We start from the raw sequence: 18,001 nt of genomic DNA, 5'->3' as shown, positions 1-18,001 counted from the left end.
TAGTTGTTATGAATTAAAAGTTAAGTAGGGTTATAACCTGCTAGGGGGCGATATGAATAAGAGTATTTTGCCATTATTTATTTTAATATTTTTAAGTTTATTTTCATGTGATATAAATACCCTTAATGAAATGATGCTTAAATCAAGAGAAAAATATTTAAAACAAAGCAACAAGGTAGAAGATTTAAATCCTAATGATGGAAAGCAAAAAGGTTCACTAGAGCAATCAGATGTTTTTGAACAGCATATGGAAAAAGGCTTAAAACATCAAGTGGTTCAGGACTTGCATGTAGTGCCTGTTAATAATATGAATAAAGAGATTCCAGTTCCTCAAAATTTCCCATACTATCCTTATCAAGAAGAAATAGATATAAAAGAAGAAGATTTAGTTCCATTTACTAAGGAAGAAACAGATGCATACAAGGCAATTAAAGATATAGAAAGTGTTATTAAAGACTCTGGATTTGCTAAATTAATTGAAGACGCACGTGAGCTTAAAGATGAATATGAACGATTAGGAGTCGATTTGTATAATATACTCTCAAAACTCCAAGAGAAAAGAAGTTTCAAAGGGTTGAGTCTAGGAGGGGATAAATTTAGGAAAAATAGAATGGAGATAAAGAATTTGAATTATTGGTATAGTTGCTTAAGGGAAGAATATTCTAATTTTGAGAGGCTTATAAATGAAATTGATATTGCAATACAAGATATAGGGTCTGCAAAATCCTTCTTTGAGAAATCTCAAAACACTTTAAAAGAAGCTATTACCAAGAGATTAAAAAGTAAGTTGCCTAGAAATCGTTATCTATTAAGAAAAGGAGATAGTAATTTACTAGCTAAACAGGCACTAAGAGAAGCAGAAAATGCTTTAACTCAATTAGAATCTTCTTCTTCTAAGATAGGTGAAGCAATGGGAATAAAGAAAGATATAGAAAATCTTATCCAAGAAGCAAGATCTGTTCTAGTAGGTTTTAGGAGATAAGAAAATATATATATAAATATATTTTATAATACTAATGTTTGAAAAAGAGAGTCTTCTTTTAAGTGGAGCTCTCTTAAATTTTATTTAAATAAGTTTCTAAAAATAATTATCTTTAGAAGTTGTTACTAATATGGGAAGAGAAGATTTATTAAATAAGGATTATAGAGTTTTAGATAAAGGCTTTATAAAGCTTATTGATTATATGGGTAGTGATGATAGGATCGTTCAGGCTGCAAGAATTTCATATCGCAGTGAAAGCTTTAAAAGAGACAATAATGAACTTATTGATTATTTAATACGAAATGAACATACAAGTCCATTTGAACAAGTTGTCTTTACCTTTTATGTTAAGGCTCCCTTATTTATTGCAAGACAATGGATGAGACATAGAACAGCTAGGATTAATGAAGTATCTGGTTCTTATAGTTTAATGAGAGGAGAATTTTATCTTCCAGAAGATATACAAATTCAAGAGCTTGATAGTAATCAATGTGTGAATGAAAAAATGGAATCTCCTCAATTTACTAAAGATATATTACTTGAGTTAGAAAAAAGTCAAACATATTGTTACAAGCTATATCAAGATATGATAAATTGCAATGTTTTAAAGGAAATATCTAGAATAGTTTTACCTTTAAGTTTATATACTAAATGGTATTGGCAGATTGATTTAAAAAATCTTTTTCATTTTATAAAGTTAAGATTCCTATAACACTTAACATATTATATAATAATTATATAAGGAGTATTTTATGGGACTTGCACAACCAGTAATTACTCAACAAATGGTTATAGCTGAACTTAACTAGCGCTGGTATTAATAGAGATATTGCTATTTAGTTTGCTTACAGATATTATAAAAATGAGCTTACTTATAAAGATATTGAATATTTAAAAGACTATTTTTAACCTTAAGCTTGAAAAGTTAGAAGCAACATTACAATCTGATATTAAGGACTTGGATAATAAGATTGATACTGTTGAGAATAATCTTAATTCCAAAATTGATACTAAATTCAATGAACTTGATAATAAAATTGATGTTAATAAAATGGAACTTAAGACTACATTAAGACTTCATGGTTGGATGTTTGGAACTCTTATTACACTTAATATAGGAATATTTTTAGCATTAATTTCATTATTAGTAAAGTAAATTTATTTAATTACTCCTTATTTAATTGGCCTTCTGTCAATTATTTCTTTTAGTCATTTTTTTACAAAAATCATTTAAATTCTTGTTAGCAACAATTCATACATACTAGTTGTTTCCATTGTTTTTAGTCTTTGCAAATATTTAAGGTATCTATGTTTTTGGCTTTTTTATTTTGCTTATCAAAGGTTGTTAGCCATCTTGCCCCCTTTAAGTTAATAAGGAGGCACGTAATAATGAAAAGAATTACTTTAAGTGCGTTAAAAAATAGTTTGATACAAAAGGAGGAGGCTAATATGGAGAAAATAAATAAGAAATTAATAACTATGATGATGATAGCGTTATTAATTATAGGATGTGGACACCAAGATAAGAAGGATGAACCACAAAACAACGGTTCTACTACTACACAGAATTCTAGATAATTAGGAGGAAGACTAATATGGAGAAGATAAATAAGAAATTAATAACTATGATGATAGTGTTATTAATTATAGGATGTGGACAAAGTGGTACAAGTACAAGTGGTACAAGTACAAGTACAAGTGGTACAAGTACAAGTACAAGTACAAGTACAAGTACAAGTACAGGTGCAGGTGCAATAGGTTTGTCTGGGATAGTGATGGAATTAGGAAGAAGTGCTGAGAGTATTTTTTATGCATTTATGAATCTTATGGCAGATACATTAGGTTTTATTATAACTAAAGATACAAAGAGAGATGAAGTGGGAATTTATTTTGGTGGTTTAGGTCAAAAGCTTGGAGAAGCATCAAAGAAGTTAGAAACAGGTGTTGATAACAGTGATTCATCAAAAGATGATCCTATTAGAACAGCAGTTAATGCAGCTAAGGCTACTTTAAACACATTAAAAGGACATTTAGATTCTTTAAAAGATATAGGTGATGATAAAAAGGTAGTTAATGTAGCAAGCAATCAGCAAGGAGCAGCAGCAGATGAAAATGCATTAAAGAAAGCTCTTAAGGCATTGCAAGGGATAGTGGAGATAGCTAAGACACAAAAAGTTGAAGAACCAAAAAAAAATGATATAGCAATAGATGACGCATCAATAGGAGTAACTTCTTCAAAAAATGGAGCTAAGATCTTAACAACAGGTGCTGCTGCAGGAGCAGCAGTGGGAGATAAAGCAGCAGCAATAGTATCAGCAGTAAGTGGTGATGAAATGCTAGCATCAATAGTTAAGTCAACAGATAATGATGCACAGATAACAGCTAATGCGGATGGAAATACAACTGCAATTTCCTTTGCTAAAGGAGGAGCTACTGCAGAGCATCTAGCGCAAGATACAGCTAAAGCAGCTGCAGTAGCAGGAGGTATAGCACTGCGCTCATTAGTTAAGACAGGTAAATTAGCTGCTCATAATAATAATGATGAGAAAGCAGTACAATCAGCAGGAATAACAGCAGTAAACAAACTATTGAGAGCAGTAGAGGGTATAATTAAAAAGACAGTAAATAAGGTTCTTACAACAGTAAAAGAAAAAATAGCTGAAAAAAAACAAGCCGAAACAGTAGGTCAACAATAAAATAGATAGTTAGATTAGTTACTTAAAAGTAAAATTAGAAGGAAGGTATACTTAGAATGTATCTAGGTTTCCTTCTTTTTTTGTTGTAAGGAAAAGAAGGAAACACGTAATAATGAAAAGAATTACTTTAAGTGCGTTATTAATGACTTTATTTTTACTTATAGGATGTAATAATGGAGGAGCTAAAGAAGGGGCGGCAATAAAGGCTGATGGGTCAGTAATTGATTTAAAAAAAGTAAGTACAGACATAGAAAATGCTGTTGCTTTTGCAGCTGATGTAAAAGAAGTTCGTACTTTAGTTAAATCCATAGACGAACTTGCTAAAGCTATTGGTAAGAAAATTCAGAATGCTGATACTCTTGGTAATGATGCTGGTAAAAATACTGCATTGATAGCAGGGGTTTTTAGTGTCACATTAGACATAGTAAAAAAGGCAAAAGCTTTGCAAATTCCAGGATCTATTAAAGAGCAACAAGATTTAACTCAAAAAGTTAACGGAGTTACAACTGCAGCTGAAACATTTATAAAGAAGTTGAAGAGTAAAACTGCTGAGTTAGGGGTTGCTGATGGAGCTACTATTGACAATAATGCAAAGAGTGCTATTGATATAACTGATGCTACTAAAGATAAAGGAGCTTCTGATCTTATTGTTTTAAATACAGCAATTGGTGCGTTAGTAGACGCTGCTGATGATGCAGTAAAATCTGCAATGGCAGGTCTTACAACTCCTAAGGCAGAAAAAACTAACTAGAAAATGAATAATTTAATTAATTATTATAAGATTAGTTTTTTTATTAAAAGTAAATAACTGAAAAATAAAGTCAATAAAAAGAAAGCTAGGAGCGGTATGGCTCTTAGCTTTTGATTTTTTATTGTATCTTTGTAAGATTCTTATGTTCTCTTTTAAACAATTACAAATTACACTGATTGTAGTAGTATTTTAAGAGGTTCTTTTTGTGCTTTTATTTTAAGTGTACTACATTTTATGGTAGTTGTTATGAATTAAAAGTTAAGTAGGGTTATAACCTGCTAGGGGGCGATATGAATAAAAGTATTTTGCCATTATTTATTTTAATATTTTTAAGTTTATTTTCATGTGATATAAATACCCTTAATGAAATGATGCTTAAATCAAGAGAAAAATATTTAAAACAAAGCAACAAGGTAGAAGATTTAAATCCTAAGGATGGAAAGCAAGAAGGTGAATTGGAAGAAGGCGTAAAACATCAAGTAGTTCAGGACTTGCCTTTAGTGCCTGTTAATAATATAAATACAGAGATTCCAGTATTTCATAATCCCCCATACTCTCCTTATCAAGAAGAAATAAATATAAACGAAGAAGATTTACTTCCAATTACTAAGGACGAAAAAGATGCATACAAGGCAATTAAAGATATAGAAAGTGTTATTAAAGACTATGGATTTGCTAAATTAATTGAAGACGCACGTAAATTAAAAAGTGAATTCGAGCAGCTAGAATCTAATTTTTATAGTACACTCTTAGATCTCAAAAATAAAATAAATAGTTATTCTAGAGGACGTTATTTTAGAGAGAATAAGGCAGAAAGACAGAAACTAATTCAATTGAGCAATCAGTTAAATGAGAAGAGAGCTGATATTGATAAGCTTAATACTCAATTAGAGAGTGGACTTAGCAAGAGAACATCTGCAAAAGCCTTATTTGAGAAATCTCAAAACACTTTAAGAGAAGCTATTACCAAGAGATTAAAAAGTAAGTTATCTAGACATTCTTTATTAAGAAGAGGAGATAGTGGTGATTTACTAGCTAGAAAGGCACGAAGTGATGCAGAAAATGCTTTAACTCAATTAGAATCTTCTTCTTCTAAGATAGGTGAAGCAATGGGACGAAAGAAAGATATAGAGAATCTTATCCAAGATGCTAAGTCTTATTTAGAGAGTCTTTAATAGTAAAAGATCAGGTAAAGGTACTTTAAGATACCCTTTAATACCTAATGTTTAAAAAGGAGAGTCTTCTTTTAAATGGAGCTTTCTTAAATTTTATTTAGATAAGTTTCTAAAAATAATTATCTTTGGAAGTTGTTACTAATATGGAAAGAGAAGATTTATTAAATAAGGATTATAGAGTTTTTAAATAAGGGCTTTATAAAGATTATTGATTATATGGGTAGTGATGATAGGATCGTTCAGGCTGCAAGAATTTCATATCGCAGTGAAAGCTTTAAAAGGGACAATAATGAACTTATTGATTATTTAATACGAAATGAACATACAAGTCCATTTGAACAAGTTGTCTTTACCTTTTATGTTAAGGCTCCCTTATTTATTGCAAGACAATGGATGAGACATAGAACAGCTAGGATTAATGAAGTATCTGGTTCTTATAGTTTAATGAGAGGAGAATTTTATCTTCCAGAAGATATACAAATTCAAGAGCTTGATAGTAATCAATGTGTGAATGAAAAAATGGAATCTCCTCAATTTACTAAAGATATATTACTTGATTTAGAAAAAAGTCAAACATATTGTTACAAGCTATATCAAGATATGATAGATTGCAATGTTTTAAAGGAAATATCTAGAATAGCTTTGCCTCTAAGTTTATATACTGAATGGTATTGGCAGATTGATTTAAAAAATCTTTTTCATTTTATAAAGTTAAGATTCCTATAACACTTAACCATATTATATAATAATTATATAAGGAGTATTTTATGGGACTTGCACAACCAGTAATTACTCAACAAATGGTTATAGCTGAACTTAACTAGCGCTGGTATTAATAGAGATATTGCTATTTAGTTTGCTTACAGATATTATAAAAATGAGCTTACTTATAAAGATATTGAATATTTAAAAGACTACTTTTAACCTTAAGCTTGAAAAGTTAGAAGCAACATTACAATCTGATATTAAGGACTTGGATAATAAGATTGATACTGTTGAGAATAATCTTAATTCCAAAATAGATACTAAATTCAATGAACTTGATAATAAAATTGATGTTAATAAAATGGAACTTAAGAGTACATTAAGACTTCATGGTTGGATGTTTGGAACCCTTATTACACTTAATATAGGAATATTCTTGGCATTAATGTCTTTATTAGTAAAGTAAATTTATTTAATTACTCCTTATTTAATTGACCTTCTGTCAATTATTTCTTTTAGTCATTTTTTTACAAAAATCATTTAAATTCTTGTTAACAACAATTCATACATACTAGTTGTTTCCATTGTATTTAGTCTTTGCAAATATTAAGGTATCTATGTTTTTGGCTTTTTTATACTTATCAAAGGTTGTTAGCCATCTTGCCCCCTTTGAGTTAATAAGGAGGCACGTAATAATGAAAAGAATTACTTTAAGTGCGTTATTAATGACTTTATTTTTACTTCTTAGCTGTGGGAGTGGCAGTGCTAATGTTGAGGATCCTAAGAGTAAATTCTTACAGTCAGTTATTAGTTTAAGTAATGACTTCTTAGATGTTTTTGCTAAAGCTTTAGGTTTTAAATCTGAGACTACAAAGAGCGAGATTGTAGTTTATTTCACTGAAATATCAAAGACTATTACATCTATTAAAGATAAGTTGCAAAAAGAAGTTGCTACTAATGAGAATTACTTAAAAGTTAAATCAGCTGTTGATACATTTACTGAAAAATTAAAAAAGATCGCAGAAGGGGCTGAGACTGCTAGTGGGGCTATTGGTCCTGATTCTAATGACCCAATTGCTAATGTTGCTGCTCATGATGCTGCTGCAGGTGTTGCTGGTACTGGTGTCGATAACTTAGTAAAGGGCATTAAAGATATTGTAGACGTGGTACTTAAAGATAAAGGAAATGCTGATGCTGGGAATGATAAAAAAGCTGAAGATGGTTCTACTGCAAGAACAGCTGCTGGTGATGGTGAAGCAGGTAAATTATTTGCTGCTGCTAATGCTGGTGCTAATGCAAAGAAGTCCGCAGCTGATGCTGCTAAGGCTGTTGGGGCTGTAACTGGTGCTGACATTTTAAAAGCTATTGTTAAAAATGGCGCTAGTGCAGCTGCTAATGCTGCTGTTGTTAATGCTAAAGATGCTACTATTGCAGGTGCTATTGCTTTAAGAGCTATGGCTAAGGGGGGTAAATTTGCTGGTCCTAATGCTGCTGATGCTGATTATGACTCTGCAGTTAAAGGTGCTGCTGTAAGTGCCGTTACTAAAGTATTAAATACATTAACTATTGCTATAAGAAATACTATTGATAGTGGTTTAAAGGAAATCAGTGAAGCACTAGCAGCTGAAGCTAGTGAAAAGCAATAAGGATTTATTAATAAAACATACATAATTAAATAAAGTCATTTGAGGGAAACTTTTCTTTTCATAAGAATTGTTTTCCTTTTTTATTATCTGTAATAATACTTAGGTCTAAATATTATTGGTAACAATCCTTTAACAACAGATTGATGGTAAGATTGCATTTGAGTTTTTTGATAAACTAAAAAAAATAGACTAAATACTTTATGTTATACTTAGGGATTCTTTTAAATCACGTTTTACTTACATAACTTCCCTATAACACTTAAAATATTATATAATAATTACATAAGGAGTATTTTTATAGGACTTGCACAACCAGTAATTACTCAACAAATGGTTATAACTGAACTTAACTAGAGTTGGTATTAATAGATATATTGCTTATAGATATTATAAAAATTAACTTACTTATAAAGATATTGAATATTTAAAGACTACTTTTAAACCTTAAGCTTGAAAAGGTAGAAGCAACATTAAAGTCCAATATTAAAAGACCTGGATAATAATAATTGATGTTAATAAAATGGAACTTAAGAGTACATTAAGACTTCATGGTTGGATGTTTGGAACCCTTATTACACTTAATATAGGAATATTCTTGGCATTAATGTCATTATTAGTAAAGTAAATTTATTTAATTACTCCTTATTTAATTGACCTTCTGTCAATTATTTTTTTTAGTCATTTTTTTTACAAAAATCATTTAAATTCTTGTTAATAACAATTCATACATATTAGTTGTTTCCATTGTTTTTAGTCTTTGCAAATATTACAGTATCTATGTTCTTAAGCTTTTTTATGTTTATCAAAGTTTGTTAACTATCTTGCTCCCTTTAAGTTAATAAGGAGGCACGTAATAATGAAAAGAATTACTTTAAGTGCGTTATTAATGACTTTATTTTTATTTATAGGATGTAATAATGGAGGAGTTAAAGAAGGGGAGGCAACAACATCTAATGGGTCAGTAATTAATTTGAAAGAAGTAAGTACAGACATAAAAAATGCTGTTGCTTTTGCAGCTAGTGTAAAAGAAGTTCGTATTTTAGTTAAGTCAATAGATGAACTTGCTGATGCTATTGGTAAGAAAATTCAGAATGATGGTGCTACTGGTACTGTAGCTAGTAAGAATGCTTCTTTGGTGGCAGGAGCATATAAAGTAGTAGCCGCAGTAGAGACTGGGTTGGGAGAATTAGAAAAAACAGTTGGGCTTTCTGAGGAATTGAAGAAAAAAGTTACTGCTGCTAAATCTTCAAGTACAAAATTTTTGACTACTTTAAAGGGAGCAACTGGTGAAATTGGACAAGATGACACTACTGATGCAAATGCAAAAAAAGCTATACTTAAAAGTGATGCTACTGGAGATAAAGGAGCTAAAGATCTTATTGCTTTAAATACAGCAATTGATGCGTTAGTAGACGCTGCTAATGCTGCAGTAACATCTGCAATTAAAGCGCTTACAACTCCTGTTAAGGCAGAAAAAAACCAACTAGAAAATAACTAATTTAAGTAGTCATTATAAGATTAGGTTTTTAATTAAAAGTAAATAACTGAAAAATAAAGTCAATAAAAAGAAAGCTAGGAGCGGTATTCCTCTTAGCTTTTGATTTTTTATTGTATCTTTGTAAGATTCTTATGTTCTCTTTTAAACAATTACAAATTACACTGATTGTAGTAGTATTTTAAGAGGTTCTTTTTGTGCTTTTATTTTAAGTGTACTACATTTTATGGTAGTTGTTATGAATTAAAAGTTAAGTAGGGTTATAACTTGCAAGGGGGAGATATGCATAAGAGTATTTTGCCATTATTTATTTTAATATTTTTAAGTTTATTTTCATGTGATATAAATACCCTTAATGAAATGATGCTTAAATCAAGAGAAAAATATTTAAAACAAAGTGACAAGGTAGAAGATTTAAATCCTAAGGATGGAAAGCAAGAAGGTGAATTGGATGAAGGCTTAAAACATCAAGTGGTGCAAGACTTTCCTTTAGTGCCTGTTAATAATATGAATACAGAGAGCCCAGTGTTTCATAATCCCCCATACTATCCTTATCTAGAAGAAATAAATATAAACGAAGAAGATTTAGTTCCATTTACTAAGGAAGAAAAAGACGCACAAGAAAAAATTGAAAAGGTAAAAAGTCTTCTTGGAAGTTCTGGATTTGCTAAATTAATTGAAGACGCACGTAAATTAAAAAGTGAATTCGAGCAGCTAGAATCTAATTTTTATAGTACATTTTCAGATCTCAAAAATAAAATAAATAGTTATTCTAGAGGACGTTATTCTAGAGAGAATAAAACAAACAGACATAAACTAATTCAATTGCTTAATCAGTTAAATGAAGAAAGATCTCATGTTGATAGGTTTAGGATTCAAGTTGATAATGGTCTTTACGAGAGAATATCTGCAAAATCCTTCTTTGAGAAATCTCAAAACACTTTAAAAGAAGCTATTACCAAGAGATTAAAAAGTAAGTTATCTAGACATTCTTTATTAAGAAGAGGAGATAGTGATTTACTAGCTAGAAAGGCACGAAGTGAAGCAGAAAATGCTTTAAGTCAATTAGAATCTTCTTCTAGGATAGGTGAAGCAATGGGGAGAAAGAAAGATATAGGAAAACTTATCAAAGACGCTAAATCTCATCTAGGGAGTCTTTAATAGTACAAGGTACTTTAAGATACCCTCTAATACCTAATGTTTAAAAAGGAGAGTCTTCTTTTAAATGGAGCTTTCTTAAATTTTATTTAGATAAGTTTCTAAAAATAATTATCTTTAGAAGTTGTTTTTTTGAATACTAATATGGGAAGAGAAAATTTATTAAATAAGGATTATAAAGTTTTAGATAAAGGCTTTATAAAGCTTATTGATTATATGGGTAGTGATGATAGGATCGTTCAGGCTGCAAGAATTTCATATCGCAGTGAAAGCATTAAAAGGGACGATAATGAACTTATTGATTATTTAATACGAAATGAACATACAAGTCCATTTGAACAAGTTGTCTTTACCTTTTATGTTAAGGCTCCCTTATTTATTGCAAGACAATGGATGAGACATAGAACAGCTAGGATTAATGAAGTATCTGGTTCTTATAGTTTAATGAAGGGAGAATTTTATCTTCCAGAAGATATACAAATTCAAGAGCTTGATAGTAATCAACGTGTGAATGAAAAAATGGAATCTCCTCAATTTACTAAAGATATATTACTTGATTTAGAAAAAAGTCAAACATATTGTTACAAGCTATATCAAGATATGATAGATTGCAATGTTTTAAAGGAAATATCTAGAATAGCTTTGCCTCTAAGTTTATATACTGAATGGTATTGGCAGATTGATTTAAAAAATCTTTTTCATTTTATAAAGTTAAGATTCCTATAACACTTAACCATATTATATAATAATTATATAAGGAGTATTTTATGGGACTTGCACAACCAGTAATTACTCAACAAATGGTTATAGCTGAACTTAACTAGAGCTGGTATTAATAGAGATATTGCTATTTAGTTTGCTTACAGATATTATAAAAATGAGCTTACTTATAAAGATATTGAATATTTAAAAGACTACTTTTAACCTTAAGCTTGAAAAGTTAGAAGCAACATTACAATCTGATATTAAGGACTTGGATAATAAAATTGATACTGTTGAGAATAATCTTAATTCCAAAATAGATACTAAATTCAATGAACTTGATAATAAAATTGATGTTAATAAAATGGAACTTAAGAGTACATTAAGACTTCATGGTTGGATGTTTGGAACCCTTATTACACTTAATATAGGAATATTTTTAGCATTAATGTCATTATTAGTAAAGTAAATTTATTTAATTACTCCTTATTTAATTGACCTTCTGTCAATTATTTCTTTTAGTCATTTTTTTACAAAAATCATTTAAATTCTTGTTAGCAACAATTCATACATACTAGTTGTTTCCATTGTTTTTAGTCTTTAAAGTATTAAGGTATCTATGTTTTTGGCTTTTTTATTTTGCTTATCAAAGGTTGTTAACTATCTTGTTCCCTTTAAGTTAATAAGGAGGCACGTAATAATGAAAAGAATTACTTTAAGTGCGTTATTAATGACTTTATTTTTACTTATAGGATGTAATAATGAAGTAGCAGAAAAAGATCCACAAAAGGTATTTTTAACTTCTATTGCTAATTTAGGTAAGGGATTCTTAGATGTTTTTGTGACTTTTGGTGATATGGTAACTAATGCTTTTGGTATTAAGGCAGATACTAAGAAAAGTGAGGTAGGGAAGTATTTTACTGATATTGAAACTACTATGACATCAGTAAAAAAGAAGTTGCAAGACGCAGTTAAAAAGAATGGGAATTACTTAAAAGTGAAAGAAGTAGTTGATCAGTTTATTACAGGCAAATTAGACAAGATCGCAGAAGGGGCTAAGACCGCTGGTGAGGCTATTGGTGATGCTGGTGACCCAATTGCTAATGTTGCTGCTCATGATGCTGGTGCTGGTGCTGGTGTTGCTGGTGCTGACGTCGAGAAACTAGTAAAGGGCATTAAAGATATTGTAGACGTGGTACTTAAAGATAAAGGAAGTGCTGATGCTGGTACTGATAAAAAGGCTGCAGATGGAGATACTGCAAGAACAGCTAATGGTGGTAATGATGAAGCAGGTAAGCTATTTGCTTCTGCTAATGCTGGTACTGCTGCTAATGCAAAAAAAGCTGCAGCTGATGCTGCTAAAGCTGTTGGGGCTGTAACTGGTGCTGATATTCTACAAGCTATGGTTAAAGATGATGGTGATGCTGCTAAGTTAGCTTCAAAGGCTGATGCTAACTCTGCTAAAAAAGATGCAGTTATTGCAGGCGCTATTGCTTTAAGAGCTATGGCTAAGGGGGGTAAGTTTGCTGGTCCTAGTGATGATGATCAAGGAGCTGTTGCTCCTATAGTTAAAGGAGCAGCTGTAAGTGCTGTTACTAAGGCATTAAATACATTAACTATTGCTATAAGAAATACTGTTGATAGTGGTTTAAAGTCAATAAATGCTAAACTAGCAGCCGTTACACAAGAAGATAAGTCTGCAGAAGCTACTCAACCTGCTGCTACTACACCTGCAAACGCAACTGGTGGAAACCAATAAAAAATTATAAATAAAACATACATAACTAAATAAAGTCATTTGAGGGAAACTCTTCTTTTCATAAGAATTGTTTTCCTTTTTTACTATCTGTAATAATACTTAGGTCTAAATATTATTGGTAACAATCCTTTAATAACAGATTGATGGTAAGATTGCATTTAAGCTTTTTGATAAACTTAAGAAAATAGACTAAATACTTTATGTTATACTTAGGAACTCTTTTAAATCACATTTTACTACAAAGAGATTCCTATAACACTTAACCATATTATATAATAATTACATAAGAGTATTTTATGGGACTTGCACAACCAGTAATTACTCAACAAATGGTTATAACTGATCTTAACTAAAGCTGGTATTAATAGAGATATTGTTATTGAGCTTGCTTACATATATTATAAAATTAGCTTACTTATAAAGATATTAAATATTTAAAAGACTACTTTTAACCTTAAGCTTGAAAAGTTAGAAGCAACATTAAAGTCCAATATTAAAGACTTGGATAATAAAATTGATACTGTTGAGAATAATCTTAATTCCAAAATAGATACTAAATTCAATGAACTTGATAATAAAATTGATGTTAATAAAATGGAACTTAAGACTACATTAAGACTTCATGGTTGGATGTTTGGAACCCTTATTACACTTAATATAGGAATATTTTTAGCATTAAAGTCCAATATTAAAAGACCTGGATAATAATAATTGAATTTCTGTCAATTATTTTTTTTATAAAAATCACTTTTGTTGATTGTTTAATTACACACATTCTTTGAAATATTACAGTATCTATGTTCTTAAGCTTTTTTATGTTTATCAAAGTTTGTTAACTATCTTGCTCCCTTTAAGTTAATAAGGAGGCACGTAATAATGGAGGAGCTAAAGAAGGGGCGGCAATAAAGGCTGATGGGTCAGTAATTAATTTATCAAAAGTAAGTACAGACATAAAAAATGCTGTTGATTTTGCAGCTAGTGTTAAAGAAGTTCGTATTTTAGTTGAGTCAATAGATAAACTTGCTAAAGCTATTGGTCAGAAAATTCAAGCAAATGGTCTTGCTGGTGAAGCTGATCATAATGGGTCGTTAATTGCAGGAGCATATAATATAGTATTGTTTGCAGAGACTAAATTGGGAGACTTAGAACAAACAGTTGGGCTTCCTAATGAATTAAAGGCAAAGGTTACTGATTCTAAAAGTAAAGCTAAAGCTTTCTTAGATAAATTGAAAGGGGGGCATGCTGACCTTGGTAAAAAAGATGCTACTGATGATAATGCAAAGAAAGCTATAGATAAAGATAATGGTGAGAAAACTAAAGGAGCTTCTGATCTTATTGCTTTAAATACAGCAATTGGTGCGTTAGTAGACGCTGCTGATGATGCAGTAAAATCTGCAATGGCAGGTCTTACAACTCCTAAGGCAGATAAATCTGAATAATTTAATTAATTATTATAAGATTAGTTTTTTTATTAAAAGTAAATAACTGAAAAATAAAGTCAATAAAAAGAAAGCTAGGAGCGGTATTGCTCTTAGCTTTTGATTTTTAATTGTATCTTTGTAAGATTCTTATGTTCTCTTTTGAACAATTACAAATTATAACTGATTGTATTATTTTATGAGGTTCTTTTTGTGCTTTTATTTTAAGTGTACTACATTTTATGGTAGTTGTTATGAATTAAAAGTTAAGTAGGGTTATAACTTGCAAGGGGGAGATATGCATAAGAGTATTTTGCCATTATTTATTTTAATATTTTTAAGTTTATTTTCATGTGATATAAATACCCTTAATGAAATGATGCTCAAATCAAGAGAAAAATATTTAAAACAAAGCAACAAGGTAGAAGATTTAAATCCTAAGGATGGAAAGCAAGAAGGTGAATTGGAAGAAGGCGTAAAACATCAAGTGGTTCAGGACTTTCCTTTAGTGCCTGTTAATAATATGAATACAGAGATTCCAGTATTTCATAATCCCCCATACTATCCTTATCTAGAAGAAATAAATATAAACGAAGAAGATTTACTTCCAATTACTAAGGACGAAAAAGACGCACAAGAAAAAATTGAAAGGGTAGAAAGTATTCTTAAAGGTTCTGGATTTGCTAAATTAATTGAGAATGCACGTGAGCTTAAAGATGAATATGAACGATTAAGAGTCGATTTGTATAATATACTCTCAAAACTCCAAGAGAAAAGAAGTTTCAAAGGGTTGAGTCTAGGAAGGGATAAATTTAGGAAAAATAGCATGGAGATAGAGAATGTAAATCGTTGGTACAGTTGGGTAAGGGAAGAAGATTCTAATTTTGAGAGGCTTATAAATGAAATTGATATTGCAATACAAGGTATAGGGTCTGCAGAATTTTTTTTTAAGAGAGCACAAGACACTTTAAAGGAATCCATTATCAAAAGATTAAAAAATTCAGCAAATTGGAGACATAGATTATCTTATGTACCAGCGCAATTATCTGAAATTGCACGAAGTGATGCAGAAAATGCTTTACGTCAATTAGAATCTTCTTCTTTGAAGATAGGTGAAGTAATGGGAAGAAAGAAAGATATAGAAAAACTTATTCAAGAAGCAAGATCTGTTCTAGTAGGTTTTAGGAGATAAGAAAATATATATATAAATATATTTTATAATACTAATGTTTGAAAAGGAGAGTCTTCTTTTCAATGGAGCTCTCTTAAATTTTATTTAGATAAGTTTCTAAAAATAATTATCTTTAGAAGTTGTTTTTTTGAATACTAATATGGGAAGAGAAGATTTATTAAATAAGGATTATAGAGTTTTAGATAAAGGCTTTATAAAGCTTATTGATTATATGGGTAGTGATGATAGGATCGTTCAGGCTGCAAGAATTTCATATCGCAGTGAAAGCTTTAAAAGGGACGATAATGAACTTATTGATTATTTAATACGAAATGAACATACAAGTCCATTTGAACAAGTTGTCTTTACCTTTTATGTTAAGGCTCCCATATTTATTGCAAGACAATGGATGAGACATAGAACAGCTAGGATTAATGAAGTATCTGGTTCTTATAGTTTAATGAGAGAAGAATTTTATCTTCCAGAAGATATACAAATTCAAGAGCTTGATAGTAATCAATGTGTGAATGAAAAAATGGAATCTCCTCAATTTACTAAAGATATATTAATTGAGTTAGAAAAAAGTCAAAAATATTGTTACAAGCTATATCAAGATATGATAGATTGCAATGTTTTAAAGGAAATATCTAGAATAGTTTTGCCTCTAAGTTTATATACTGAATGGTATTGGCAGATTGATTTAAAAAATCTTTTTCATTTTATAAAGTTAAGATTGGGATTAAATGAATCGAAAGAAGTTAATGAAAATTCATCAAAAGAAATGCGTGAGTATGCCAATATATTGCTTGATATTATTGAAAAAATTGTGCCAATTGCTGCTAAAAGCTTTAAAAATCATATTTTAAAAGGATGTAGATTTTCTTATGAAGAAATAATGGCAATTTCTGCTGCTTTAGATACCAGTAAGTTAAAATTGGATAGTAAAGCATTAAATAGATTAAAAGATAAGCTTAATATTAAATAGTAAACAAAGTTTCCCCTTTTATTGAATTATTGTAATAATGATATATATTTTATAGAAAATAATTGAATTTTATATGCGGTGACTAAGGATATGAATTTTATGTATAGTAGGTTTGTTTTTATATTTTGTGTGACTTGTTTTATAAGTTGTGATTTATTCAAAAATAATAGTAATCAAGGTCATTTATCGAAAGACCTAGAAAGTATTAATTTAAAATCAGATTGGAAAAGTAATCTTGGACTTAATAAAGAAGAGCTTGATACATTAACTTTTTTTGTCAATGCATTAAAAGATGAATTTACAAAAACATATACTAGCGCAGCTAATTTTAATTTTTATTTAAAAGGAGATGTGTTTAAGATAGAAGAATATATAAAAAGGTTTTTATTAAAACTGAAAGATAAGGGTAAAGTTAAAGAACTGATTAGTTATATTAAATATGGTAGAGACAATTCACCTAATGTAGAGGGTAGAGATGAAAGTCTTAATATAGATGCGGAAGAGCATTATAGACTAGAGAGTAGACTTGCTAGTGTTTTTGATAATTATTTTATGTTCTTAAATTCCCCATCTCCGCTTTTTGGTGGTGATCCTGAAGATAAAGTATTGAATGGTATTAAAGATGTGTGTTATGAGTTTAGAGCTTCACATAAACCTTCCAGATAGGATTTATCTTATATCATGATATAATGTAGGTTCAGCAGTTGATATAATTGATAAGATATTTTGGAAATTATATGTTATTTGCAAATAAACAATCACAAAGATATTATACACATCCTAATGATACTGTTGCGTTTAACAAATTATTAAAATTTTTCCCAAGTCCTTCTTTTGTAAATTTTTAGATGTTTTTTAGCTTTAACTCTGGCAATTTCAAGTGAGTTCAAAGATCGCAATAAACTTTGTAAGAGTAGGAGAAAAGAACTCAGGAATCAGATTAAATAAACTTGAAATAAATAAATGTAATTAACAACATGGTGAAAAGACCAGTCAGTGCTGATCTGTCAGCAGTGTGGATAGAGCAGTCGCTAACTTTTTTGTTGTTTTTTTAAATAACAAATGAAATAGTTAAAATCAAAGTCATTTTGCATTGAAGAAAAAAAAGGCTTCCATTAAGTTTTTAATAACATTATTATCATTTGTATTAATACTTAGTGTATTAAAATTATATGTACTATTGATTAATTGTTTTTTGTGTTATTTTTCTGCTTTCATAGTTTGATTCATCATCGTCTTCTTCTTCATATTCAAACTAAGAGCAAAGCTTTTTTAAATTTTCTATGTATTTATAGAGGTCGAAAAAAAGAAGGTTGTTTAAGTAAAAGAATTATTATTATACAATACAAATATAAACT

14 protein-coding genes and 6 pseudogenes are annotated in these 18,001 nt (G+C 29.7%); all 20 read left to right on the top strand.

The features are described from left to right. Positions 1-52: 52 nt before the first annotated feature. The 20 genes and pseudogenes from QMG63_RS05590 to QMG63_RS05490 all read left to right on the top strand — a co-directional run bounded on the left by QMG63_RS05590 (position 53) and on the right by QMG63_RS05490 (position 17,309). The gene (locus tag QMG63_RS05590; protein ID WP_281862445.1) at positions 53-982 is read left to right on the top strand and encodes a P12 family lipoprotein; all 930 of its coding nucleotides are present in this window, start codon (positions 53-55) and stop codon (positions 980-982) included. 130 nt (positions 983-1,112) lie between these two features. Beyond that, positions 1,113-1,685, top strand: a pseudogene (gene thyX / locus QMG63_RS05585) (FAD-dependent thymidylate synthase); the annotation flags it as partial. 49 nt (positions 1,686-1,734) lie between these two features. Next, a pseudogene (gene bdr / locus QMG63_RS05580) lies at positions 1,735-2,138 on the top strand (Bdr family repetitive protein). 233 nt (positions 2,139-2,371) lie between these two features. Continuing rightward, on the top strand, positions 2,372-2,560 hold the full coding sequence (locus QMG63_RS05575) for a hypothetical protein (RefSeq protein ID WP_281862442.1): 189 nt from the start codon (positions 2,372-2,374) through the stop codon (positions 2,558-2,560). Positions 2,561-2,577: 17 nt separating this feature from the next. Next, positions 2,578-3,678 carry a variable large family protein gene (locus tag QMG63_RS05570; protein ID WP_281862440.1) on the top strand — a complete coding sequence of 367 codons (1,101 nt, stop codon included), beginning with the start codon at positions 2,578-2,580 and terminating at the stop codon, positions 3,676-3,678. A 112-nt stretch (positions 3,679-3,790) separates the two neighbouring features. Next, positions 3,791-4,429 carry a Vsp/OspC family lipoprotein gene (locus tag QMG63_RS05565; RefSeq protein ID WP_281862438.1) on the top strand — a complete coding sequence of 213 codons (639 nt, stop codon included), beginning with the start codon at positions 3,791-3,793 and terminating at the stop codon, positions 4,427-4,429. A gap of 290 nt (positions 4,430-4,719) precedes the next feature. Next, on the top strand, positions 4,720-5,604 hold the full coding sequence (locus tag QMG63_RS05560) for a P12 family lipoprotein (RefSeq protein WP_281862436.1): 885 nt from the start codon (positions 4,720-4,722) through the stop codon (positions 5,602-5,604). 143 nt (positions 5,605-5,747) lie between these two features. Then, positions 5,748-6,321: pseudogene (gene thyX, locus QMG63_RS05555) on the top strand (FAD-dependent thymidylate synthase); the annotation flags it as partial. A 50-nt stretch (positions 6,322-6,371) separates the two neighbouring features. Further along, positions 6,372-6,775 (top strand): annotated as a pseudogene (bdr, locus tag QMG63_RS05550) (Bdr family repetitive protein). A gap of 229 nt (positions 6,776-7,004) precedes the next feature. After that, positions 7,005-7,955 (top strand): variable large family protein, encoded by a 951-nt coding sequence (locus QMG63_RS05545; RefSeq protein WP_281862432.1) that lies wholly within the window; start codon positions 7,005-7,007, stop codon positions 7,953-7,955. A gap of 856 nt (positions 7,956-8,811) precedes the next feature. Next, positions 8,812-9,453, top strand: a complete 642-nt coding sequence (locus QMG63_RS05535; protein ID WP_281862430.1) for a Vsp/OspC family lipoprotein — start codon at positions 8,812-8,814, stop codon at positions 9,451-9,453. Between the two features lie 279 nt (positions 9,454-9,732). Next, on the top strand, positions 9,733-10,611 hold the full coding sequence (locus QMG63_RS05530; protein WP_281862428.1) for a P12 family lipoprotein: 879 nt from the start codon (positions 9,733-9,735) through the stop codon (positions 10,609-10,611). Between the two features lie 141 nt (positions 10,612-10,752). After that, positions 10,753-11,325, top strand: a pseudogene (thyX, locus tag QMG63_RS05525) (FAD-dependent thymidylate synthase); the annotation flags it as partial. Between the two features lie 50 nt (positions 11,326-11,375). After that, positions 11,376-11,779, top strand: a pseudogene (bdr, locus tag QMG63_RS05520) (Bdr family repetitive protein). Between the two features lie 231 nt (positions 11,780-12,010). Further along, positions 12,011-13,069, top strand: coding sequence for a variable large family protein (locus tag QMG63_RS05515; RefSeq protein WP_281862426.1), 1,059 nt, complete (start codon positions 12,011-12,013; stop codon positions 13,067-13,069). Between the two features lie 501 nt (positions 13,070-13,570). Beyond that, a complete protein-coding gene (locus QMG63_RS05765) occupies positions 13,571-13,774 on the top strand; it encodes a hypothetical protein (protein ID WP_425592822.1) in 204 nt (67 codons plus the stop codon). 197 nt (positions 13,775-13,971) lie between these two features. Then, positions 13,972-14,508, top strand: coding sequence for a Vsp/OspC family lipoprotein (locus QMG63_RS05505; RefSeq protein WP_345741259.1), 537 nt, complete (start codon positions 13,972-13,974; stop codon positions 14,506-14,508). A 277-nt stretch (positions 14,509-14,785) separates the two neighbouring features. Then, positions 14,786-15,679, top strand: coding sequence for a P12 family lipoprotein (locus QMG63_RS05500; RefSeq protein ID WP_281862365.1), 894 nt, complete (start codon positions 14,786-14,788; stop codon positions 15,677-15,679). 139 nt (positions 15,680-15,818) lie between these two features. Continuing rightward, positions 15,819-16,643, top strand: a complete 825-nt coding sequence (thyX, locus tag QMG63_RS05495; protein WP_281862296.1) for an FAD-dependent thymidylate synthase — start codon at positions 15,819-15,821, stop codon at positions 16,641-16,643. 99 nt (positions 16,644-16,742) lie between these two features. After that, positions 16,743-17,309 (top strand): hypothetical protein, encoded by a 567-nt coding sequence (locus QMG63_RS05490; protein WP_425592813.1) that lies wholly within the window; start codon positions 16,743-16,745, stop codon positions 17,307-17,309. Positions 17,310-18,001 lie beyond the last annotated feature (692 nt).

Origin of the sequence: Candidatus Borrelia fainii, from assembly GCF_027925085.1 — a bacterium.
Lineage (GTDB): Bacteria > Spirochaetota > Spirochaetia > Borreliales > Borreliaceae > Borrelia > Borrelia turicatae.
The sequence above is the reverse complement of the archived record's forward strand: the minus strand, read 5'-3'. Positions and strand labels throughout refer to the sequence as shown.